Raw genomic sequence first — 21,780 nt, 5'->3', positions numbered from 1 at the left:
CGGATCAGGCGGGGGAGAGGTTGGGCATGTCGGGGTCGATGACGTCGCGGTCCGCGGCGTTGACGCCGGTGGAGCGCGCGGCGGTGGAGCGGCCGTCGATGAGGTGCCCCACCTGGCGCTCGTAGTGGCCCACGGCGTTGCCCTCGTTGACGCCCTTGATGTGCGAGGGCGTGTCGGGGCGCACCTGGCGCCGTCCCGTCCTGATGTGCGATTCGCTCTTGCGGGTCATCGCGTTCTCCCTTCAACTGTCGTCGACCTCGTGCGCAGCTCGCCGAAGAAGTCGCTGATCGCGTCCCAGACCCGCGATCCTCCGGCGAGCCCCTTCCAGTGGGTGCGGAGCAGGCCGACCAGGGTGTAGCAGTCGTCCACGGGCACGATCCAGTGCTCTCTGGCGCCGCCGGTCCGGTTGACGAGCAGGGCCTCGACGTCGGGTGTCACCCGCCGCAGCACCGGGTTGGCCTCCTCCAGCCGCCGCCACAGGGACGGCTCCAGCGGGGACTCGACGGCGCCGGCGGGGCTCGGGTAGAACAGCGCCGTACGCCGCGCCGCCGCGTCGTGGAAGAGGAACGCCATCTGGACCGGGATGCTCAGCCCGGCCCACGTCTCGTCGTCCAGCTCGAACCCGTCGAGAAGCCACCGGCGGTCCGGAACCAGCCGGTAGGGCCCACCCGCGGCCCCCCTGCCGCCCGTCTTGCCCGTGTTGCCCGTGTTGCCCGTGTTATCGGAGAACAGCACGGAGCACGGCCGGCAGGCGCAGCGCAGCTCGCGGGCCGTGAGGTCGAGCAGGTGCCGGTGTGCCTCGGGAAGAGGGGCGGCGCACAGCTCGCACCACTCCCCGGCCTCGCCCCCGGACCTGACCGCCCGCTGTCCCGGCGCCGCGCCCGGACGGGCGATGAGCCTGCGCAGCGCGCTTCCCGTCATGGCCGCCGCCTCACGCCCGCGTCCTCGGGGCCCTCAGCAGGCTCTCCACGGGGATCACCACGGGAGCCGGTACGGCGGCCGGCTCCTCCACCACGACCCGCTCGAACTCCGGCGCCGCGTCGCGCACCGCCTGCTCCACGGCCGAGCGCACCCGCGCCGCCGAGGACCGGCAGCCCCCGACCGGCCGGCGCAGCCGCAGCCGCACCAGGTCGTCCTCGACCGCCACGACCTCCGCCTCGGCCCCGCCCAGCCGATCCCGCGCCGCCTCCAGCGCGTGGCCGATGCGGGTGGTCGCGTCCAGCGGGTGCAGGCCGTGCAGCAGCAGCAGGTGCGCCACCAGGCCGTCGGCCGCGATCCGCTCCGGCAGGCCGCCGCCGGCCGCGGCGGCCACGGCCATGACCCGCCCCAGCGCCTCGCCGTACAGGTCGAGCAGCGCCTCGGCGAGCTCCACGGCCCGCGGGTCCGTCCCGCCTTCGAGCAGCGCCTCGACGCGGCGCACCCGCTCGGTCACCTCCAGGTCGTCCATCGCGGATCAGCCCGGGACGCTCGTGCCGAGGGTGGGGGAGTGGACCTGCCGCAGCACCTTGCCGTCGCCGAGGTACATGTGCACGCCGCACGGCAGGCACGGGTCGAAGCTGCGGACGGTCCGCATGATGTCGATGCCCTTGAAGTTCTCCGGCCCGTTCTCCTCGAAGATGGGCAGGTCCTGCACCGCGTCCTCGTACGGGCCCGGCGTGCCGTAGATGTCGCGCGGGCTGGCGTTCCACGGCGTGGGCGGGTACGGGTGGTAGTTGGCGATCTTCCCGTCGCGGATGACCATGTGGTGCGACAGGACGCCCCGCACCGCCTCGTGGAAGCCGCAGCCGATCGCCTCGTCCGGCACGTCGAAGTCGGTGAAGACCTTGGTGCGCCCGGCCCTGACCTCGGTGAGCGCCTGCTCGACGAAGTGGAAGGCCAGCGCGGCGGCGTAGGCGACGAAGTACATGCGGGCCCGGTTGCGCTCGATCGTGTTGGCCCACTTCGGCACGTGCCACTCCAGCCGCGTCTCCGGCAGGGAGCCGGACTTCGGCAGGTTGATCTCCACGCTGTGCCCGGTGGCGCGCACGCCGCCGACGTCGACCAGCCCGGCCAGCGCCGTGGTCCACAGCCGGGCCAGCGGCCCGCCGCCGGTGTCCAGGGCCAGGTGGTCGCCAGTGCGCCGGTCGTACCAGCGGGGGCTCATGACCCAGCTGTAGTTGCCGTTCTCCAGGTCGCGCCGCTGCGGCTTGGGCAGCGTCGTCTGGTTCCACGGGTGGCGCTGGTCGACGGGGTTGCCGAGCGGGTCGTGGGTGACGAACGTCTCCTCGCCCTGCCAGTCGTCGTAGTAGGAGCTGCCGAGCAGGATGCGGATGCCGAGGTTGATGTCGACGAGGTTGGTGGTCAGCAGCTCGCCGTCCAGCACGATGCCGGGCGTCACGAACATGGCCCGGCCCCACTCCTCCATGTGCCGGTAGTCGTAGTCGACCACGTTCGGGTCCTGGAACGCCCCCCAGCAGCCCAGCATGACCCGCCGCCGGCCGACCTCCTCGTAGCCGGGCAGCGCCTGGTAGAAGAAGTCGAAGACGTCGTCGTTCATGGGGACGGCCCGCTTGATGAAGTCGAGCGCCCGGATCAGCCGCACCAGGTAGTCGGTGAACACCTGCGGCGTGGCGACCGTGCCGACGCCGCCCGGGTAGACCGTCGACGGGTGCACGTGCCGGCCCTCCATCAGGCAGCACATCTCCCGGGTGAGCCGGCTGATCTGCAGCGCCTCGCGGTACACGTCGCCGGTGAACGGGTTGAAGGCGCGCATGATGTCGGCGATGGTCCGGTAGCCGTGGATGTGCCCCCGTGGCGCCTCCGTGGTCTCGGCGCGGCGCAGCATGCTGGGGTTGGTCTCCTTGACCATCTGCTCGCAGTAGTCGACGAAGACCAGGTTGTCCTGGAACAGGGTGTGGTCGAACATGTACTCGGCGGCCTCGCCGAGGTTGAGGATCCAGTCGGCCAGCGGCGGGGGCTTGACCCCGTATGCCATGTTCTGCGCGTAGACGGAGCACACCGCGTGGTTGTCACCGCAGATGCCGCAGATGCGGCTGGTGATGAAGTGCGCGTCGCGCGGGTCCTTGCCCTTCATGAACACGCTGTAGCCGCGGAACAGGGACGAGGTGCTCTTGCACTCCGCGACCTGCCTGTTCTTGAAGTCGATCTTGGTGTAGATGCCCAGGTTGCCGATGATCCTGGTGATCGGGTCCCAGGACATCTCCACGAGCTGCCGGGTCTCCTGCTCTGGCACTGATCGGGTCGTCACCTCGACGCTCCCCCTTCTAGCCCTGCCAGCGGGGGTCGTACCCGCTGGTCAGCTTGCGTTCGTTGTGACGCCACTTCGGTTCGGTGTTGACCGTCTTGTTGGTGATGGCCCGCAGCCCGCGCACGAGCCCCCCGTAGACGCCCGCCATGCCGGCGGACACGGACGCCCCCGGCGGCTGGTCCATGAACGGCATGAACTTGTCCGGGAAGCCGGGCATCGTGCAGCCGATGCAGATGCCGCCCACGTTGGGGCAGCCGCCGATGCCGTCCATCCAGCCGCGCTTGGTGACGTTGCAGTTGACGACCGGGCCCCAGCAGCCCACCTTGACCTGGCACTTGGGCGAGTTGTAGTCGAGGGCGAAGTCGCCCTGCTCGTAATAACCCGCCCGGTCGCAGCCCTCGTGGACCGTCTTGCCGAACAGCCAGGTCGGCCGGAGCTGCCGGTCGAGCGGGATCATCGGCGCCAGTCCGGCCGCCTGGTACAGCAGCCAGGTCAGGGTCTCCATGAAGTTGTCCGGCTGCACGGGGCAGCCCGGCACGTTGACGATGGGCAGGCCGCCCGCGGAGCGGAAGTCCGGGCCCAGGTAGTCGGCCAGCCCCATCGAGCCCGTCGGGTTGCCCGCCATGGCGTGGATGCCGCCGTACGCCGCGCAGGTGCCGATCGCGACCACGGCCCACGCCCGCGGCGCGAGCCGGTCGATCCACTCGTTGACCGTGATCGGCTGCCCGGTCGCCGGGTCGTTGCCCATCGAGGTCCAGTAGCCGTCCCCGTTGATGTTCTCGTTCGGGATGGAGCCCTCCACCACGAAGATGAACGGGCCGAGCCGGTCCTCGGCGGCATCGTGGAACGCGGCCATGAACGCGCTGCCGACCTCCGGGGCGAGCACCTTGTTGTGCAGGTGGACCTTGGGCAGCCCCGGCACGAGCCCGAGGACGACGTCCTCGATGCTCGGCAGTGAGGCAGCCGTGATCGAGACGGTGTCCCCGTCGCAGCTCATGCCTTCGGACGTCCACAGGATGTGCACCTCATCCAGGGCGGTATCCGGCTTGGCTGTGCTCATGGCCCCGAGCCCCCTTTGTCGGCCTGGCATCGCCGTACAGTGTCCGTTCGGTCACCGTGTGTAGTGCTTTACCGCGTCGCGGAGGGTTGCAAACCATGACACCGATCGCGAAACCGCGATCGCCCCGCCACGCTGTGTCAGCGCGCGAGGGATCGGGCGCGGGGTGCCCGGGTCGGGGAGGCGCCGGTCGAGCGGGCCGCCCAGAGCGCGACCGCGATGTACAGCGCCTGCTCCGGGAGCCGCACCCACAGCGGCGTGGCGGGGGCGCCCTGGAAGGGCACGCCGGCGAGTGCCGCGTACACGTTGGCGGGAAGCAGCAGTACGAAGAGGACCGCCAGGGCGACGCCCGCGGCCCCGCGGGTCGCCGTCACGACCAGCCCTGCGGCGCCGAGCAGCTCCAGCACCCCGGTCGCGTACACCATGAGGCCGGGCAGCGGCACGAAGGGCGGCACCATCGCCACCATGTCGGCGTGGTTCGGCATGAAGGTGACCCCGGCCGGCACGAAGTGCGCGCTCGCGGTGACGACGAGCAGCAGTGCCAGGGCGTGGGCCGCGCTGACCGGCCAGCTCGCGAACCGGCGGACGCCGAGCCTGCCCAGCAGGCGCAGGCCGAGTGTCGTGGCCAGTAGAAGGACGATGAGGGAGAACACGGGCACTCCTCTAGATAGTTACGCTATCCGAATACTGGATAGCGTAACTATCTAATCGGCTCGTGTCCACCTATTGACGACATCCGAAACCGGCGCCTACGGTCGTCCGGACCGGTCTGAACAGGCCGGGCCGAACAGGTAGGTCTGATGGACGACACGCAGGACGCACGCGCCGGCGGGCGGCTCAAGGTGGAGACGCACGGGCTCGACATGATCGGGGACGCCGATCGGAAAGGACGCCCCCGACAGCTCTTCTGGCCCTGGTTCGCGGCCAACGTCTCGGTCCTCGGGCTGAGTTACGGCTCGTTCGCCCTCGGCTTCGGGATCTCGTTCTGGCAGGCGCTGGTCGCCGGGACCGTCGGGATCGTCTTCTCCTTCCTGCTGTGCGGGTTCGTCGCCGTGGCCGGCAAGCGGGGCTCGGCCCCGACGATGGTGCTGAGCCGGGCGGCGTTCGGCGTGCGCGGCAACCGGCTCCCGTCCGCGATCTCGTGGATGCTCACCCTCGGCTGGGAGACCGCCCTGACGGCGCTCGCCACGCTGGCCGCCGCGACCGTCCTCGACCGTCTCGGCTGGGGCGGCGGGACCTCCACCAAGGTGATCGCGCTCCTCGTGGTGGCCGCGCTGATCGTCGCCGGCGGCGTCATGGGCTTCGACGTCATCATGCGCATGCAGACCGTCATCACGGTGGTGACCGGGGTGCTGACCGTGGCGTACATCGTCCTGGTCCTGCCGCACATCCACTGGGACGCCGTGCAGTCGGTGGCGCCGGGCTCGGCCCAGCAGTTCATCGGCGCCCTGGTGTTCATGGTGACCGGGTTCGGGCTGGGCTGGGTCAACGCGGCCGCCGACTACTCGCGCTACCTGCCGCGCCGGTCGTCGAGCGCGGGGGTGGTGGGCTGGACGGCCTTCGGGGCGTCGCTGGCGCCGCTGGTCCTGCTGGTGTTCGGCCTGCTGCTGGCCGGCTCGTCCCCGGGGCTGAACAAAGCGGTCGCCGCGGACCCGATCGGGGCGCTGACCACGGTCCTGCCCACGTGGTTCCTCATCCCGTTCGCGGCGGTGGCGGTGCTCGGCCTGGTCGGCGGGGCGGTGCTCGACATCTACTCCTCCGGGCTGGCGCTGCTGGCGGCCGGCCTGCGGGCGCCGCGCTACGTCGCCGCGCTGATCGACGGAGTGCTGATGGTGGTGGGCACCGTGTACATCGTGTTCTTCGCGGACGACTTCCTCGGCCCGTTCATGGGGTTCCTCACCACGCTCGGCGTCCCGATCGCCGCCTGGTGCGGCGTCATGCTGGCCGACCTCGCGCTGCGCCGCCGCGACTACGACGAGGCCGACCTGTACCGCCCGCGGGGCCGCTACGGGGACGTGCCGCTGCTGCCCGTCGCGGTCGTGGCCGCCGGCGCCGTCCTCGGCTGGGGCCTGGTCACCAACAGCGGCGCGAGCTGGCTGGGCTGGCAGGGCTACCTGCTCGGCCCGCTCGGGCTGGGCGGCAAGGAGGGCGACTGGGCCTTCGCCAACCTGGGCGTCCTGGTCGCGCTGGCCGTCGGCTTCGTCGCCATGCTGGTGCTCGGCCGGTCGCGGGTACGCGCCCAGGAGAGCGCCCCGTCCTCCACCGAGACCACCGAGGATGCGCGGGCATGACGTCGCGCACGGGCCGGCTGGCGGTCATCGACATGCAGCGGATCTTCGGCGAGCCGGACAGCCCCTGGTTCGCCCCCCGCTTCGCCGAGATCGTCGAGCCGATCAGGAAGCTGGTCGGCGCCTTCGGCCCGTGGGTCACGTTCACCCGGTTCGTCGCCCCCGAAGCGCCCGCCGGTGCCTGGGTGGACTACTACGAACGCTGGCCGTTCGCCCTGCAACCACCCGGCTCCCACGCGTACGGGCTGGTGGACGACCTCGCCGGCCTCGCCGCCGACGCCGGCCCGACGCTGGACGCCCCGACGTTCGGCAAGTGGACGCCGGAGCTGGCCGGCCGGGTCGGCCAGGACGGCCGCCTGGTGCTGGCGGGCGTGTCCACCGACTGCTGCGTGCTGTCCACGGCCCTGGCCGCGGCCGACGCAGGCGTCGAGGTGCTCGTCGCCGCCGACGCGTGCGCGGGCGCGGACGACACGAGCCACCAGCGGGCCCTGGAGGTGATGCGGCTGTACGAGCCGCTGATCCGCGTCGTCACCGTGTCGGACATCCTCGCCCGCCCCGACTGACCGCCCGCCCCTTGCATCGGCCGGCGGTCGCCAAGACAAGATCGATATCACCCACAGCCCTACCGGCTGCCCCGTCACTGCGGGTAATTCATCCGTTTCCCGTCGGATGTCCTAGGGATGATCAAGAATGGCGCCATGGGATGGATCGGGATCGCGACGGGCCACGAGCTCACTGTCGGGGGGACGCGGCGGCCGGTGCTCGCCTGCCGGACGGCCGCGGGCCACGTGCTGGCCAAGGTGCCCGCCAACGTCAGGAAGGATCCGATCGCGGTACGGGTCGCCGCCCTCTGCGACCGGCTCGGCGAGCATGCGCGGGCGGTGCACGACCGGGTCGAGTCCTGGATGGTGCGGTCGCTGCCCGTCCCGGCCGCGGTGTTCGCGGCCGTGTGGCACGACCCGGTATGGCGCGAGACGCTCACCGACCTGGTCATCGCCCCGATCGTCGACGGCGCGCCCGACCTCCGCCGCTGCGCGCTCCTGCGCGAGGGCGCGTGGACGGGCGCGGACGCCTTCGCGATCCCGCACCCGCTGCTGCTCGGCGACGAGCTGCCCATCTGGCGGGGTCGGAACATCACGCAGGTTGTCGAGCAGGTACGTCGCGAGGTGTGGACGCGTCCCGCGAGCATGGACCGTACGTTCGGCGTGGTCGACACCTTCGGATACATGGACGCCCGCTATGAGAGCGGCGCCGCGTTCGAGCGCCGCGTGCATGAGCTGGGCGGGCGCATCAAGAGGGACAGGGCGCGGTTCACCGTGCACGCGCCCGAGCCGCTCGGCATCGAGATCGACCTGGACTGGAGCGGGCCGATGAGCCCGGCCTCCATGGCGTGGCTGAGCTTCAGCGCGGGCGGCCGGGAGATCGGCGACATCGCCTGGTCCGAGGGCGTCCGCATTCTCATGGCTCTGTACGCGGACCGCACCGTGGACGAGACCGAGCCGGTGGCGGAGGCGGCCGAGGCGTACTCCCACTACTGCGACGCCCACCAAGGCGAGCCCGGCACCGTGGTGCCCTCCGGCATCACCGCCCCGACGCGCGAGGTGCTGCTGCGCGCCGGGGCGGTGCTGCCGGGCACGCCCGCCGGCTCCGACGAGGACACGTGCGTCGCCGTCCGCTACGAGCACTCCGTCCTGGACGAGCCGGTCGTCGAACTCGTCCGGCGAGCGGCCGTCGACGGCGACAAGGCCGAGAAGTCGCTGTACGACCTGGACCCGGTGGCGGAGACCGGCGTCGGGGCAGTGCACGCGGGCCCACTCGGCTTCCTCGCGTCCGCCCTGCACCGGTACCCGGCGCACCGCGCCCGCATCCTGGCCGCGCACACCGACCTGCGGGCCGCCCGCGGCCTGGCCGCCCGCAAGCCCGGCCTCGCGCGCACCGCGCTCACCCGTACCGGCGACGACCTGGAGACGCACGCGCCCGAGCTGCTGCCGCCGTTCTACGAGGAGTGCGCGCGGATCCTGGCCGCCGCGGGCAGCGCCCGCTTCGCCGCCGCCTTCTTCGAGAAGGCCCGCGCCGCCGAGGACGCGCACGCGCTGCCGGTCGACGAGGCCGCGCTCGTCGCGGCGCACCTCGCCGCGGGACCGGACGCCGCCGGAACGGCCACGCTCAAGAAGCACGGCAAGCGGCTCGCCGCCCGCCATCCCGCCCCCGGCGCATATCGCTGGCACCGCGGCCTGCTCACCGAGTGGTGCGAGGAAGTCCCGGACGGCGCGGACGGCGCGCTGGCCCTGGCCGACGGCTGGGCGGCGCTGGCGAAGGCCGCCGGGCACGCGCTTGCCGGGCCCGAGGACGAACGCGCCGTACGGGCCTTGCTGGAGAGCGGCTGCATGGAGTCGGCACCGCAGGCACTCTGGACGTTCGTCCTTCCGTTGCTCGGCCCGATGGCACGGGCGGACGCGGGCATCGGCCGCGCGCTCCTCGGCATCCTGCCGCTGCCCGCCACGGACACCTCCAAGGCGAAGAGCGCGGCCGTGTCGCTCCTCCTCGGCAACCTCGCGGGCGCGGGGCTGACCGCCCCGTTCACGACGTCCCCCGGACTGGCGGGGGCGGCGGCGAAGGACTGGCTCGGCCGCTTCCTGAAGCTGTACGCGGGGCTCGCACTCCCCGTCGCCGGTCTGGGCGAGCTCCTGCACGACGCCGGTACGCGGCTGCGCGCGGAGGGCCTCACCTGCGACGACCATGAGGCGGTCCTGGGAGTGGACGAGGACGAGGTCAACCGCTGGGAGGAGACCGTCGCCGACCTCCCGCTCCTCGATCTCCTCCTGGACCGCGGCGTCCCGCTCGCGCGGCCGCGGCTGCTGCACACGTTCAAGCTGTACGACCGGCTCGCCTCCGGTGTGGGCACCGACCTGGCCGCCGTCGCCGCCGACCCGGACTGGGCTCTGCTGCTGCGCGACGCGATCGTGGGCAACGTGACCAACCAGCTCAACGTCACCGAGCCCGCCGTCCCGAAGCAGACCGCCCCCGAGACCGTACGGGCCCTGACCGCGACGCCGGGAACGGCGCGGATCGTCGCCGCCATCCTGGCCGAGCATGCCGAGCGGGTCCCAGATCAAGGGCTTCCGGACGCGCACGCCGCCCTGTGCGACGCCGAACGGTTCACCATCGCCGGAGTCCCCGGCCCCCTCCTGGACAGCGTCCGGACGATCGCAATCGGGACGGACCCGGCCCGCGCCCTCGCCGCCACGCTGAGCGGCGGCGTCCTCGACGAACTGGAGTTGCCCGCCTTCGTCCCCGGCCACGTCAACACCATCACCGACTACCTGGAAGAGAGCGGCACCGACCTGCTCCTGATCGAGTCCGGCCGGCTCTGGGAGCACAAGTTCCGCGCCTCCGTCGTCACACCGGATGGAGTCGGCCCTTCCCACGGCTTCGGCACGTACGAGTACGTCTCCAGCCGGTCCCACGAACGGACCGAGGCGCGCGACCTCTACGACCGCTGCCTGATCGTCGTGAACGGCCGGGTGACCGTACTGGACCACGGCGGCCCGCACTGCCCGCACGGCAGCGCGCACCCCGCCGCCCGCCGCGTCGTACCGGCCGACGGAGAACGGGTCGCCTTCCCCGGTGGCGCCGAGGCCACTGTGTGGCGCGGCCAGGGCCGGATCATCGAGCTGCGGGACCCGGCCGGGCGGACCATCGGCCGCTACGTCCGCGGCTGGGGCAGGGTGCCCGAGCACCACGGTGCCGAGAACATCAGCACGGTCGAGCACCACCGCTACGCATCCGGGACCCACCTGGTCATGCCTCCCGGCCGGTGGTCGGCGATGCGGCCGCGCGACCCCGAAGGATCCAGGGCGCTGCGCGCCGTCGACGAGAAGAAGGCGCAGGCCCTGATCGACGTCGCGGACGCCGCGCTCGCCGCCGACCTCATGCGGGTGCTGGACCCCGAGAGCTGGTACGCGGAGATGTACGCAGCCCGCGACGAGCTGGCGGGACGGCTCCACCCGCTCCTGCCGGAGATCACCGACGAGTCGCTCTGGAAAGGCGTCACGTTCCTGGTGTGGACGGCCGTCGAATGCCGCGAGCGCGCGTTCGCCCTGCTGGAACGCCTGGGGATGACCCCGCCGCCCCACCTGCGCCCGGCGCCTGCCTCCGCGGCACCCACCGTCCAGTCCGAGAAGTCCCCCGAGCCGGACGATCCGGGGCCTGAGTCCGCGTACGAGAGGATCGTCCACTTCACCCGTGCCGCCGTCGATGTGCCGTACGACAAGACGATCGCGACATTCAACGCCGCCGCCGTCGAGGGGGTCGAGAACACGCTGGGCCGCCTCGGCGCCGCCGTCCTGGAGGCCGCTTGGGGCAACGACGGCCGGCGCGCGCAACTTCTGGAACTGGCCGCCGTCCCCGAACTCCTCCGTACCGACGGCACCTGGCACGTCGCCCGGCTGCGCCCGGAGTACGACCTCGGGCAGATCCGCTCGGGCCTCGGCCCTATCATGGCCGCCGCCGTCGCCGACTACGAGCCGGTGGGGCACGGGTACGCGGTCACGGCGCTCCTCTGCACCCCGGACGGCCCCGACTCGCTCCTGTTCACCCGCAACCGCGCCGTCGAGCTGCGGACATGCCGTGGCTGGGGCGACCCGGACCGGCTCCGGCGGGCGCTCGACCTGATCGCCGAGAACGGCCCGCCGCCCGTGGACCGCGAGGCGACCGTACGGGCGTTCGCCGAGGCCACCGGCCTGTCACCGGCCCAGTGCCTGATCCTGCTGTCCACCTCGGCCCGCACGCTCTCCTGGCCGGACGGCTGGGCGCGGGGCCGCGTCGCCGCCTTCCGCGAGGGCGACGCCGCCCGCGCCCGCGAGCTCGGCCTGACCGAGATCGAACTGCGCGTCGCCGCGCTCTCCCTGGAGGCGCTCACCACCACCGACGAGGCCATCGAAGTCGTCGAGCTGCTCATGCCCGACGACCCCGCCGACCTCTGGCGTACGGGCCCCGACCTGGATCGGGCGGTCGCGTACTGGACGGAACGCCACCCGAGGCTCACCCCGCTCACCATCGAGCAGTGGGTCACCCTCGCCTGCGGCGCCGAGGATGCCCTGGAGGCGCTGATCGCCCTGCTCGGCGAGCGTTCGTCCGTACCGCCGCTGGGTCACATCGCCCGCGCCGCGAGGCTCCTGGCCGACCGCCTGCCCAAGGACCACCCCGCCCGTACGACCGCCGCCGCCCGCCTGCGTGACCTGCACGAACACGTCACCGGCCCGGACACGACCCTGCCCGTCGCCGCCGGGGTCACCTCGGTCACCGCCCTGGAACGAGCCGCCGGAGCGACCGCGGCCCACCTCCCGGAGAGCAGGCTCGCCATCGGCGAAGCCCTCACCCTGGAGCCCGCCGGAGACGGCTACCGCGTCCACCTCCGCCCGTCCCGCTGGTCCGACCTGGACGCGCTGGCCCCGGCCCTCCGCCGCGGCGGCGCCACCGATGTCGCCCTGGTCATGGAGGACCTGCGCTTCCTCCGTTCGTCCGAGCCACTGGAGGCCGCGACCCGGCTGGAGTGACGTTCCCGGAGGTGTGCGGGCGGTGGCAGGCGATCCAATGGTCCGGGGCCAGCAACCGCATCCGGGGTTCCTCACCACGCTCGGCGTCCTGATCGCCGCCTGGTGCGGTGTCATGGCAGATCTTCGGCGAGCCGGACAGCCCCTGGTTCGCCCCCCGCTTCGCCGAGATCGTCGAGCCGATCAGGAAGCTGGTCGGCGCCTTCGGCCCGTGGGTCACGTTCACCCGGTTCGTCGCCCCCGAAGCGCCCGCCGGTGCCTGGGTGGACTACTACGAACGCTGGCCGTTCGCCCTGCAACCACCCGGCTCCCACGCGTACGGGCTGGTGGACGACCTCGCCGGCCTCGCCGCCGACGCCGGCCCGACGCTGGACGCCCCGACGTTCGGCGACGCGTGCGCGGGCGCGGACGACACGAGCCACCAGCGGGCCCTGGAGGTGATGCGGCTGTACGAGCCGCTGATCCGCGTCGTCACCGTGTCCGACATCCTCGCCCCGGCCGGCTGACCGCCCTCTCGCCTTCCGCGCGCGAATGTCTACGGCTGGTACCCGAGGTGGCGGAGGAGGGTGCGCAGGCGGCCCTCGATCTCCGCGGCGCTCAGCTCCTCCTCGCCCTGCAGCAGGACGAACCCGATCGACCCGGCCAGGACGTCCTGGAGCACGCCGGGATCGGTGTCCGGCGGGAGGTGGCCGTCGGCGACGGCGCGCCGGGCGACGTCGGACAGGGCGTCGATGCGGGGCCGGAGGTAGCGCTCGGTGTAGGCGGTCACCAGCTTCGGGTAGTCCACCGAGGCGCCGATGACCCGTGCCATCAGCGCCCGGAACCGTGGCCGGCTCAGGAGCCCCGAGACGTACCCGATCAGGTCCTCCAGGGACCGCGCGTCGGTGGGCGGTGCTTCGAGACCGGGGTCGCGGGCGTGCTCCAGGGCCGCCATCAGCAGATCCTCCTTGGTGCGCCAGCGCCGGTAGACGGTCAGCTTGGCGACACCGGCGCGCTGGGCGACCGCCTCGATGCTGGTGCCCGCGGCCCCGCGCTCGATCAGCAGGTCCAGCGCCGCGTCGAGGATCGCGGCGTCGTTGCCGGGGTCACGGGGACGGCCGCGCTCTACGCCGGCCACAGCACCTGATCGAGCCATGCCGCCAGTCTGTCGGGTGCCGGGCGGCCACGCCAACCGATGTGCCCGTCGGGACGGACCAGCACCACGTCACGCGGGTCGAGACCGTGCACCCGGCCGGGGACGCCGGGCACGGGGACGAGGGCGGTGACGAGGCCGGCGCCGAGCCGGGCCGCGGCGGCCTCGGCGTGCCGGTCGGCGACGTGCCGGTCGGGGGCCAGCACCACCCACCGCCCGCCGACGGCCGCGTGCAAGGTGACCTCGCGGCCGGCGGCGTCAATGCACCTGACGTCGGGCATCCGGTCACCCGGGCGGGGGCCGGAGGCCCACCGATGCGTCTCCGGGGCCAGCGGCCCGCCCCGATAGCCGATGCCGAGCTGGGACGCGGCCAGCCACAGCCGGCGCTGCACCGCGGGCAGGCGGACGGCCGGCAGCACCACCTTGTCGCGGACCAGGCGCTTCCATCTGGTGTCGGGCAACATGATGTCCACCGCGGTGCTGGTGGCCCTCAGGACGTTGCGGGCCAGCGGACGCCGCTCGCCCTCGTAGGAGTCGAGGAGCCGCCGGTCGGCGCGGCCGTGGGCCACCAGCACCAGCTTCCAGGCGAGGTTCTCCGCGTCGCCCAGGCCGGTGTTCTGCCCCTGACCGCCGGTGGGACTCTGGATGTGCGCGGCGTCGCCGGCGATGAAGATCCGGCCGCGGCGATAGGCGTCGGCCAGCCGGCGGTGGATCCGGAACTCCGAGGCCCACCGCACCTCCTCGACCGTGTCCAGCCCGACGCCGCTGCGGCGGGAGAACTCCTTCAGCACCCGGTCGGTGATCTCGCTCTCGGACAGCCGGTCGGGCAGGCCGGCCGGTGGCTCGGTGAACACCCGCCAGGTGTCGTCCGGCAGCGCGGTCACCGACAGCATGTGGCCGGCGTCCATCCACGTGGTACTGCCGTTCCGGTCGTAGGGCCATCGGGCCCGCACGTCGACCATCAGCAGGCGTTCGATGAGGGCGCGCCCCGGAAAGGCGATCCCGGCGAGCTTGCGCGTCATGCTGTGCGCGCCGTCGCAGCCGACGAGCCAGCCGGCCTCGGCGCGGTGCTCGGTGCCGTCGCCGGTCCGGAGGGTGACGGTGACGCCCTCGCCGTCCTGCCGGGTCCCGACCAGCCGGGTGCCCCACTCGACGTCGCCGCCCAGCTCCGCCAACCGTCGCCGCAGTACTCCCTCGACCTCGGCCTGCGAGACCAGCAGCGCCTGTTTCGGCTGGTCCAGGACCGCTTGGCCGACCTGGAGCCGCAGCACGGTGCGGGAGCCCTCGTTGTAGGACATGTGGAGCGAGCGCTGCGACCTTCCGGGCAGGTCGCCGAGCGCGCCGATCCGTTCCAGGACCTCGACGCCGCGTGGTTGCAGGCCGAGCGCTCGTGAGGTGCCGGCGGGGCCGGAAGCGGCGTCGACGACCCGGACGGGGACGTCGTGCAGGGTCAGGTGGACGGCGAGGGCCAGCCCCGTGGGGCCGGCTCCGGCGATGAGTACGCTGTCGGTCATTTAATAAACGATACGGTACCGATTATTAAATAGCCAGTCCGAATGCTCCTGGTGACGCCGGGTCGGCTACGGCGTGGCGGGGAGGTGGCGGAGGTCGGCCGCCATGCGGGCGGCGGTCTCGGATAGCGCGGGCAGGACGTCGCGCAGCAGGTCGTCGGGCGTGGCGCGGCTGGCGTGGGTGGCGACGTTGACGGCCGCCACGACCCGTCCGTCCCGGCCGCGTACGGGCACCGCGATCGACCGGACCCCTTCCTCAAGCTCCTGGTCCACCAGGGCGTAGCCGTCCTCGCCGGCCCGGCGGACGGCCCGTGCGAACGCGGCGGGGGAGGTGACGGTGTGGCGGGTCAGCGGCCGGAGCGCGATGGCGGCCAGCCGCTCCTCGGGCTGGTCCGCGAGCAGGACCCGGCCCATGGAGGTGGCGTACGCGGGGAAGCGCGTGCCGACCCTGATGTCGACGGTCATGACGCTCACGGTCGGCACGCGCGCCACGTACAGGACGTCGTCGCCGGACAGCACCGCGACGGAGGCCGAATGGCGCAGCCGTGCCACCAGGTCCGCCAGGTGCGGCTGGACGACCTCGCCGAACGAGAGCTCCGACAGGTGGGCGTAGCCCAGCTCCATCACCCGGGGCAGCGGCCTGAAGCGGGAGCCGCCGGCCGCCGCGTACCCGAGGCGTTCCAGGGTCAGCAGCGACCGCCGCACCGTGGCACGGGGGAGCCCCGTGGCCCTGGCGACGTCGGCCAGGGTGGAGCCGCCGGGCGTCGAGCCGAGCGCCACCAGCACGGCCAGCCCACGCGCCAGCGACTGCAGTGCGCCGTCCGGGCTGTCCACGGGAGCCTTCACGGAGGCCGGTCGGTGGAGGTCCACGGGGGCGGGCCGGGCGGACCCCCGGGCGGGGCAGGGGGCGGCCAGGGTCGCTTCCATCTCCGTGACCGTCCTGAGCAGGCTGGGCATGGCGTGCTCGCGCAGCCCCCCGGCGGTGTGCCTGCTGGTGTGGCTGACCACGCTCACCGCGCAGACCGGCGCGCCGTCCGGGTCCCGTACGGGCATCGCGACCGCGACCAGGCCCGGCTCGACGAGCTGGTCGTCCTCGGCCCACGGCGCGCCGGGAGCGAGGAGGACGAGGCCCGCCGCGCAGCGGGCGGCGGGCAGCAGGTCGCCGACCCGGAAGACCACCGACATGGTGCGCCGCCGCGTGAACCGGCCGACGAAGCGGACCCCGTCGCCGTCGAGGACGGCCAGCGACACCGACTCGTCCAGCTCCTCGGCCAGCCGCTCCGCGAGCGGCGCCAGCCGGTCGCGCAGGCCGCCGCAGGCCAGGTACGCCTCGCCCAGCTCCATCAGGCGCGGGGCGAGCCGCACGTCGCGCCCGTCGAACCGCACGTAGTCCAGGCAGGCGTACGTGGCCAGGATGCGGTCGATCGTGGACCTGGCCAGCCCGGTCGCGTGCACCAGGTCCGACGCGCGCATCCGCCGCACGGGCTCGGCGGTCAGCGCCCGCAGGACGGCGAGCCCGCGCTCCAGGGTTCCGGCCGGCTCCATCCGCCCCTCCTCCGACAGCTCGTGACGTGCGGCCCGCCAGCGGCGGTACCACCAGGGCCGCGCCAGACGGCTGATCCGGCCCGCCCGCCCAGGCCGGTGTGCCGCCTCGGGACGGTTTGACAGTGGCGTCGCGGCGTCCGCATACTCGTCCACACAATAGTGAACTGAAGTTCGCTGTGCGAACACCTTCGGGGCGGAAGGAGCGTCGTGCGGAGGGACAAGGTGGTCGCCACCGCCGGTGAGGCGCTGGCCGGTGTGCGTGACGGCGCGTCGTTCGCGGTCGGCGGCTTCGGCCTCAGCGGCATCCCGAGCGTGCTGATCCGGGCCCTCCACGCCACCGGGGTGAGCGGCATCTCCGTGGTGTCGAACAACTGCGGAGTCGACGGCGGCGGCCTGGGCGTCCTGCTGGCCGCCGGGCGCATCGCCCGCGTGACCGCCTCCTACATCGGCGACAACAAGGAGTTCGCCCGCCAGTACCTGACGGGGAAGCTGGAGGTCGAGCTGACCCCGCAGGGCAGCCTGGCCGAGCGGCTGCGCGCGGGCGGCGCCGGGATCCCCGCCTTCTACACCCCGGCCGGCGTCGGCACGCCCGTCGCCGAGGGCGGCCTGCCGCTGCGCCACAACCCCGACGGGTCGATCGCCGTCGCCTCGCCGCCCAAGGAGACCCGCGAGTTCGACGGCCGGCCGTACGTGCTGGAGCGCAGCATCACGACGGACTTCGCGCTCGTCCGCGCGGCCAAGGGGGACCGGCACGGCAACCTGGTCTTCGCCAGGTCCGCCCGCAACTTCAACCCGCTGGCCGCGATGGCCGGGCGGGTCACCGTCGCCGAGGTCGAGGAGCTGACCGAGCTGGACGCCGACGAGGTTCACCTGCCCGGCGTGTTCGTCCAGCGCCTGCTGGTGCTCACGCCCGAGCAGGCCGCCGACAAGGCCGTCGAGAAGCGGACGGTCGCCCCGTGAGCTGGACCCGGGACGAGATGGTCGCGCGGGCGGCGGCGGAGCTGCGCGACGGCGACCACGTCAACCTCGGCATCGGCCTGCCCACCCGGATCCCGTCGTTCCTGCCCGAGGACGTGGACGTGGTCCTGCACTCGGAGAACGGCATCCTCGGTGTCGGCCCCTATCCCGCCGAGCACGAGGTGGACCCCGACCTGATCAACGCGGGCAAGGAGACGGTGACCGTCCGGCCGGGGGCGTCGTTCTTCGACTCGGCGCTGTCGTTCGGGATGATCCGCGGCGGGCACATCGACGTGGCGGTGCTCGGCGGCATGCAGGTGTCGGCGCGCGGCGACCTGGCGAACTGGATGGTTCCCGGCAGACTGGTCAAGGGGATGGGCGGGGCGATGGATCTGGTCCACGGCGCGCGCCGGGTCATCGTGCTCATGGAGCACACCGCCAGGGACGGCACGCCGAAGATCGTCGAGGAGTGCACGCTGCCGCTCACCGGCCGGGCGTGCGTGCACCGGATCATCACCGACCTCGGCGTGCTGGACGTCGCCGGCGACGGGCTGAGACTGGTCGAGACCGCGCCCGGCGTCACCCCGGCCGAGCTGCGCGACCGCACGGCCGCGGAGGTCCACGCGTGAGGATCCGCCGCCGAGGCCCCCGGCCGTGGCGGTGCCGTCGTGGTCGGGCAGCCGTACGTCGGGCAGCCGTACGTCGGGCAGCCGTACGTCGGGCCGCCGCACGTCGAGCCGTCGTAGTCGAAAGGTAGCCGCTCATGATGCCACCCCTCACCCAGGCCGACATCGACAGGGAGATCGCCGAGATCCGCGCCGCCCGCGACGGCCGGCAGGCGGACCATCCCGACCGGGACTACGCCCCCTACCGCAGCACCGTGCTGCGCCACCCGAAGCAGCCGCTGGTGGCGCTGAAGGACCCAGAGGCGGCGGAGCTGACCGGCCCGGTCTTCGGCGTCACGGACGTCACTGCGCTCGACGCCGACCTGACCCGGCAGCACGTGGGCGAGCCGCTGGGCGAGCGGATCACGGTGCAGGGCCGCGTCCTCGACAGGGACGGGCGGCCGGTGCGGGGCCAGCTCGTCGAGATCTGGCAGGCCAACGCCTCGGGCCGCTACCCGCACCAGCGCGACGACCATCCCGCGCCGCTCGACCCCAACTTCACCGGCGTCGGCCGCTGCCTCACCGACGACGAGGGCCGGTACGCGTTCACCACGATCAAGCCCGGCCCCTACCCCTGGCGCAACCACGTCAACGCCTGGCGGCCGGCCCACATCCACTTCTCGGTGTTCGGCACGGCCTTCACCCAGCGGCTGGTCACGCAGATGTACTTCCCGAACGACCCGCTCTTCCCGTACGACCCGATCCTGAACTCCGTCACCGACAAGCGGGCCAGGCGGCGGCTGGTGTCCGCCTACGACCACGAACTGTCGCGGCCCGAGTGGTCGCTCGGCTACCGCTGGGACATCGTCCTCGACGGCCCCGCCGCGACCTGGATGGAGGAAGGCCGTTGAACCCCACCCCCTCGCAGACGGTCGGTCCCTTCTACGGCTACGCGCTGCCGTTCCCCGGCGGCGGTGACCTCGCCACCGGCGGGATCACCGTGCACGGGTACGTCCATGACGGCGCGGGCGCGCCGGTGCCGGACGCGCTGCTGGAGTTCTGGCAGGCCGACCCCGCCGGTGACCTGCGGGGCGCGCCGGGCACGCTGCGCCGCGACCCGGTGAACGGGGCGATCATCGGCAGGCACGGCGTCGACTTCACGGGGTTCGGCCGGGTGCCGACCGACGCCGACGGCCACTGGACCCTGCGCACCCTGGTGCCCGGCACGGGGTACATCAGCGTCTGCGTGTTCGCGCGCGGCCTGCTGCACCACCTCTACACCCGCGTCTACCTGGCCGAGCACCCCTTCCTCGACACGCTGCCGCCCGAGCGGGCGCGCACGCTCCTGGCCACGCGCGAGCGCGAGGACGTCTACCGGTTCGACGTCCACCTGCAGGGCGAGAAGGAGACGGTGTTCTTTGACTTCGGCTGACCGGCCCGCGGCCGGCGCCCGGCCGCCGGCTGCTCGGTCCGCGAGCGGCGGCCGCACGCGGGCCGACCGGCTCACGAGCGGTGGCCGGGCGCCGGTCGAGGGCGCGGACCTCGGGCTGTTGTCGCCCATGCGGGGCGGGACCGAGGCCACCGGTGACGCCGCCGTCCTGCGGGCGATGCTGGACGCGGAGGCCGCGCTCGCCCGCGCGCAGGCGGCCCTCGGACTGGTCCCGGCGGAGGCGGCCGACGCCGTCACCGCCGCCGCCCGGGAGCTCGTCGTCGACGTGGCCGGACTGGCGGAACGCGCCCGCTCCGGCGGCAACCCGGTCATCCCGCTGGTGGAGGACCTGCGCGCGGCCGCCGAGCCGCACGGCGGGTACGTCCACCTGGGCGCCACCAGCCAGGACATTCTCGACACCGCCCTCATGCTCGTCGCCCACCGCGCTCTCGGCCCCGTGACGGACCACCTGGACCAGGTGATCGACCGGCTGTCCGGGCTGGCGGCCGAGCACCGCGACACGGTCATGGCCGCCCGCACGCTCACCCAGCAGGCGGTGCCGACCACGTTCGGGCTGAAGGCGGCGGGCTGGCGCAAGCTGGCCGTGGACGCCCGGTCCCGGCTCCTCGCCGCCCGGCGGGCGCTGCCGGTGCAGGTCGGCGGTCCGGCCGGCACCCTCGCCCCGGCCCGCTCGGCTGCCGATCACGGGGCCGGCGGGACGCCGGGTGGTGAGGCCGTACTGGGCCTGATGGCCGCCTTCGCCGCCGAGACCGGGCTGGCCGAGCCCCTGCTGCCGTGGCACGTGCTGCGCACCCCCGTCGCCGACCTGGCCGGGGCGCTCGCGTTCACCGCCGGAGCGCTGGGCAAGGTGGCGGCCGACGTGCTGGTGCTGTCCCGTACCGAGATCGGCGAGGTGGCGGAGGGCGTCGGGGGCGGCTCGTCGTCCATGCCGCACAAGCACAACCCGGTGCGCGCCACGATGATCGCCGCCACCGCCCGCCAGGTGCCCGCGCTCGCCGCGATCCTGTACGGCTCGCTGGCCGCCGAGGACGAGCGGCCCGCCGGGGCCTGGCACGCCGAGTGGCAGCCGCTGCGCGAGGCGCTGCGACTGGTCGCCGGTGCCGCCCGCGACGCCGCCGAGCTGGTCGGCGGCCTGCGGGTGGACCCCGTCAGGATGCGCGCCAACCTGGACGTGGACGGCACGCCCGGCTGCGCGGCGGCTCTCGTCGACCGGGCGCTGGAGGAGAGATGACGTCGCTGCGCTATCGGCTGGACGGGCCCGAAGGCGGGGAGCCGCTCGTGCTGGGGCCGTCGCTCGGCACGTCGACGCGCGTGTGGGAGCCGCAGCTCGCCGCGCTGACCCGGACGTTCCGGGTGCTCAGGTTCGACCTGCCCGGCCACGGCGGCTCACCGGGGCCCCGAGGCGCCCTCACCATCGACGCTCTCGCGGAGCAGGTGCTGGAGGTGGCCGACGCGGCCGGAATGGGCGGCGTGGCCGGAGCCGGCGGCACGACCGGAGCGGGAAACGGGGAGAGCGCGGACGGAACGACGGGCGCGGGCGGCAGGGAGGGGGCGGACGGCACGGGCGGCTTCCACTACGCGGGGGTCTCGATCGGCGGTGCGATCGGCGCGACGCTGGCGGCGCGCCACCCCGGCCGCGTGCGCTCCCTGGCGATGATCTGCTCCTCCGCCCGGTTCGGCGAGCCGCGGGCCTGGCGGGAGCGGGCGCGGCTGGTCCGGGAGCAGGGCACCGCGGCGCTGCTGGAGGCCACCGCCGGGCGGTGGTTCGCCGGCCCCGCCGACCGGGCGCTGCTGGACGACCTCGCGGCCACGGACCCGGAGGGGTACGCCGCCTGCTGTGACGCCCTGGCCGCCTACGACCTGCGGGGCGACCTCGGAGACATCACCGTTCCCACGCTGGTGCTGGCCGGGCGGGACGACCCGGCGACGCCGCCCGCCCACGCGAGGGAGCTGGCCGACGGCATCACCGGCGCCACGCTCGTGGAGGTGCCGGGCGCCGCCCACCTGGCCAACGTCGACCAGCCGGAGAAGGTCACGTCCGCGCTGCTCGCGCACCTGCCCTCGGAGCCGGGCATGCGGGTGCGGCGCGAGGTGCTGGGCGACGGGCACGTGAACCGGGCGATCGCCGGCACCACCGGCTTCACCAGGGACTTCCAGGACTTCATCACCCGCTACGCCTGGGGCGAGATCTGGACCCGGCCGGGCCTGGACCGCCGCACCCGCAGCTGTGTCACGCTCACCGCGCTCGTCGCCCGCGGCCACCTCGACGAGCTGGCCATGCACGTCCGCGCCGCCCTCCGCAACGGCCTCACCCCGGACGAGATCGGCGAGGTGCTGCTCCAGACCGCCGTCTACTGCGGTGTGCCCGCCGCCAACGCCGCCTTCGCCGTGGCGCAGCGCGTCCTGTCCGAAGGCCCGGGCACGCCGGCCTGA

The 21,780-nt window shown here is 73.5% G+C and carries 19 protein-coding genes; 10 read left to right on the top strand and 9 right to left on the bottom strand.

Features of this window, described 5'->3' with window-relative positions; genetic code table 11:
- Positions 1-4 precede the first annotated feature (4 nt).
- The 6 genes from AB0H64_RS27825 to AB0H64_RS27800 all read right to left on the bottom strand — a co-directional run bounded on the left by AB0H64_RS27825 (position 5) and on the right by AB0H64_RS27800 (position 4,957).
- Positions 5-229, bottom strand: a complete 225-nt coding sequence (locus tag AB0H64_RS27825; protein WP_310714882.1) for a hypothetical protein — start codon at positions 227-229, stop codon at positions 5-7.
- Entirely contained in the window at positions 226-921 is a 696-nt protein-coding gene (locus AB0H64_RS27820; protein WP_357630118.1) for a DUF5947 family protein, read from the bottom strand. The genes AB0H64_RS27825 and AB0H64_RS27820 overlap by 4 nt, the downstream gene beginning before the upstream one ends.
- A 10-nt stretch (positions 922-931) precedes the next feature.
- The gene (locus AB0H64_RS27815; RefSeq protein ID WP_357630115.1) at positions 932-1,447 is read right to left on the bottom strand and encodes a NifU family protein; all 516 of its coding nucleotides are present in this window, start codon (positions 1,445-1,447) and stop codon (positions 932-934) included.
- 6 nt (positions 1,448-1,453) lie between these two features.
- A complete protein-coding gene (locus AB0H64_RS27810) occupies positions 1,454-3,247 on the bottom strand; it encodes a nickel-dependent hydrogenase large subunit (protein ID WP_357630113.1) in 1,794 nt (597 codons plus the stop codon).
- 16 nt (positions 3,248-3,263) lie between these two features.
- Positions 3,264-4,307 carry a hydrogenase expression protein HypE gene (locus AB0H64_RS27805; RefSeq protein WP_357630110.1) on the bottom strand — a complete coding sequence of 348 codons (1,044 nt, stop codon included), beginning with the start codon at positions 4,305-4,307 and terminating at the stop codon, positions 3,264-3,266.
- A gap of 137 nt (positions 4,308-4,444) precedes the next feature.
- On the bottom strand, positions 4,445-4,957 hold the full coding sequence (locus AB0H64_RS27800; RefSeq protein WP_357630107.1) for a hypothetical protein: 513 nt from the start codon (positions 4,955-4,957) through the stop codon (positions 4,445-4,447).
- 147 nt (positions 4,958-5,104) lie between these two features.
- On the opposite strand from AB0H64_RS27800, the gene AB0H64_RS27795 reads away from it, so the two are divergent.
- The 4 genes from AB0H64_RS27795 (at position 5,105) to AB0H64_RS27780 (ending at position 12,653) form a co-directional block, all read left to right on the top strand.
- On the top strand, positions 5,105-6,595 hold the full coding sequence (locus tag AB0H64_RS27795; RefSeq protein ID WP_357630104.1) for a cytosine permease: 1,491 nt from the start codon (positions 5,105-5,107) through the stop codon (positions 6,593-6,595).
- Complete coding sequence (locus AB0H64_RS27790) at positions 6,592-7,155, top strand: isochorismatase family protein (protein ID WP_357630101.1); 564 nt, start codon at positions 6,592-6,594, stop codon at positions 7,153-7,155. The genes AB0H64_RS27795 and AB0H64_RS27790 overlap by 4 nt, the downstream gene beginning before the upstream one ends.
- Positions 7,156-7,290: 135 nt before the next feature.
- A complete protein-coding gene (locus tag AB0H64_RS27785; RefSeq protein ID WP_357630098.1) occupies positions 7,291-12,150 on the top strand; it encodes a DUF4132 domain-containing protein in 4,860 nt (1,619 codons plus the stop codon).
- Between the two features lie 107 nt (positions 12,151-12,257).
- Positions 12,258-12,653 (top strand): hypothetical protein, encoded by a 396-nt coding sequence (locus AB0H64_RS27780; protein ID WP_357630096.1) that lies wholly within the window; start codon positions 12,258-12,260, stop codon positions 12,651-12,653.
- Positions 12,654-12,682: 29 nt separating this feature from the next.
- Here AB0H64_RS27780 and AB0H64_RS27775 read toward each other — a convergent pair whose 3' ends face one another.
- From AB0H64_RS27775 to AB0H64_RS27765, 3 genes are all read right to left on the bottom strand, one after another.
- Positions 12,683-13,282, bottom strand: a complete 600-nt coding sequence (locus AB0H64_RS27775; RefSeq protein WP_357630094.1) for a TetR/AcrR family transcriptional regulator — start codon at positions 13,280-13,282, stop codon at positions 12,683-12,685.
- The gene (locus tag AB0H64_RS27770; protein ID WP_357630091.1) at positions 13,252-14,793 is read right to left on the bottom strand and encodes an FAD-dependent monooxygenase; all 1,542 of its coding nucleotides are present in this window, start codon (positions 14,791-14,793) and stop codon (positions 13,252-13,254) included. Before AB0H64_RS27770 ends, AB0H64_RS27775 begins: the two co-directional genes overlap by 31 nt.
- Positions 14,794-14,859: 66 nt before the next feature.
- On the bottom strand, positions 14,860-16,335 hold the full coding sequence (locus AB0H64_RS27765; RefSeq protein WP_357630088.1) for an IclR family transcriptional regulator C-terminal domain-containing protein: 1,476 nt from the start codon (positions 16,333-16,335) through the stop codon (positions 14,860-14,862).
- Between the two features lie 207 nt (positions 16,336-16,542).
- On the opposite strand from AB0H64_RS27765, the gene AB0H64_RS27760 reads away from it, so the two are divergent.
- From AB0H64_RS27760 to pcaC, 6 genes are all read left to right on the top strand, one after another.
- Positions 16,543-17,295, top strand: a complete 753-nt coding sequence (locus AB0H64_RS27760; protein ID WP_357630085.1) for a CoA transferase subunit A — start codon at positions 16,543-16,545, stop codon at positions 17,293-17,295.
- The gene (locus tag AB0H64_RS27755; RefSeq protein ID WP_357630082.1) at positions 17,292-17,921 is read left to right on the top strand and encodes a CoA transferase subunit B; all 630 of its coding nucleotides are present in this window, start codon (positions 17,292-17,294) and stop codon (positions 17,919-17,921) included. The genes AB0H64_RS27760 and AB0H64_RS27755 overlap by 4 nt, the downstream gene beginning before the upstream one ends.
- Before the next feature lie 137 nt (positions 17,922-18,058).
- Positions 18,059-18,808, top strand: a complete 750-nt coding sequence (gene pcaH / locus AB0H64_RS27750; protein ID WP_357630363.1) for a protocatechuate 3,4-dioxygenase subunit beta — start codon at positions 18,059-18,061, stop codon at positions 18,806-18,808.
- Positions 18,805-19,329 (top strand): protocatechuate 3,4-dioxygenase subunit alpha, encoded by a 525-nt coding sequence (gene pcaG, locus AB0H64_RS27745; protein WP_357630079.1) that lies wholly within the window; start codon positions 18,805-18,807, stop codon positions 19,327-19,329. The genes pcaH and pcaG overlap by 4 nt, the downstream gene beginning before the upstream one ends.
- Positions 19,316-20,578, top strand: coding sequence for a 3-carboxy-cis,cis-muconate cycloisomerase (pcaB, locus tag AB0H64_RS27740; protein ID WP_357630077.1), 1,263 nt, complete (start codon positions 19,316-19,318; stop codon positions 20,576-20,578). The genes pcaG and pcaB overlap by 14 nt, the downstream gene beginning before the upstream one ends.
- Complete coding sequence (gene pcaC, locus AB0H64_RS27735; RefSeq protein ID WP_357630074.1) at positions 20,575-21,780, top strand: 4-carboxymuconolactone decarboxylase; 1,206 nt, start codon at positions 20,575-20,577, stop codon at positions 21,778-21,780. The genes pcaB and pcaC overlap by 4 nt, the downstream gene beginning before the upstream one ends.

The sequence above is a fragment of the Nonomuraea sp. NPDC050733 genome, assembly GCF_040654215.1.
In the GTDB taxonomy this organism is placed as follows: Bacteria; Actinomycetota; Actinomycetes; order Streptosporangiales; family Streptosporangiaceae; genus Nonomuraea.
This window is presented reverse-complemented; position numbering and strand designations above follow the sequence as displayed.

Excerpts from the sequence above, each read along its gene's own strand:
- AB0H64_RS27820 (WP_357630118.1), bottom strand. The coding sequence starts at position 921 with ATGACGGGAAGCGCGCTGCGCAGGCTCATCGCCCGTCCGGGCGCGGCG.
- AB0H64_RS27785 (WP_357630098.1), top strand. The coding sequence starts at position 7,291 with ATGGGATGGATCGGGATCGCGACGGGCCACGAGCTCACTGTCGGGGGG.
- AB0H64_RS27815 (WP_357630115.1), bottom strand. The coding sequence starts at position 1,447 with ATGGACGACCTGGAGGTGACCGAGCGGGTGCGCCGCGTCGAGGCGCTG.
- AB0H64_RS27770 (WP_357630091.1), bottom strand. The coding sequence starts at position 14,793 with ATGACCGACAGCGTACTCATCGCCGGAGCCGGCCCCACGGGGCTGGCC.
- AB0H64_RS27825 (WP_310714882.1), bottom strand. The coding sequence starts at position 229 with ATGACCCGCAAGAGCGAATCGCACATCAGGACGGGACGGCGCCAGGTG.
- AB0H64_RS27775 (WP_357630094.1), bottom strand. The coding sequence starts at position 13,282 with ATGGCTCGATCAGGTGCTGTGGCCGGCGTAGAGCGCGGCCGTCCCCGT.
- AB0H64_RS27790 (WP_357630101.1), top strand. The coding sequence starts at position 6,592 with ATGACGTCGCGCACGGGCCGGCTGGCGGTCATCGACATGCAGCGGATC.
- AB0H64_RS27805 (WP_357630110.1), bottom strand. The coding sequence starts at position 4,307 with ATGAGCACAGCCAAGCCGGATACCGCCCTGGATGAGGTGCACATCCTG.
- pcaH (WP_357630363.1), top strand. The coding sequence starts at position 18,059 with ATGCCACCCCTCACCCAGGCCGACATCGACAGGGAGATCGCCGAGATC.
- AB0H64_RS27765 (WP_357630088.1), bottom strand. The coding sequence starts at position 16,335 with ATGGAGCCGGCCGGAACCCTGGAGCGCGGGCTCGCCGTCCTGCGGGCG.
- AB0H64_RS27795 (WP_357630104.1), top strand. The coding sequence starts at position 5,105 with ATGGACGACACGCAGGACGCACGCGCCGGCGGGCGGCTCAAGGTGGAG.
- pcaC (WP_357630074.1), top strand. The coding sequence starts at position 20,575 with ATGACGTCGCTGCGCTATCGGCTGGACGGGCCCGAAGGCGGGGAGCCG.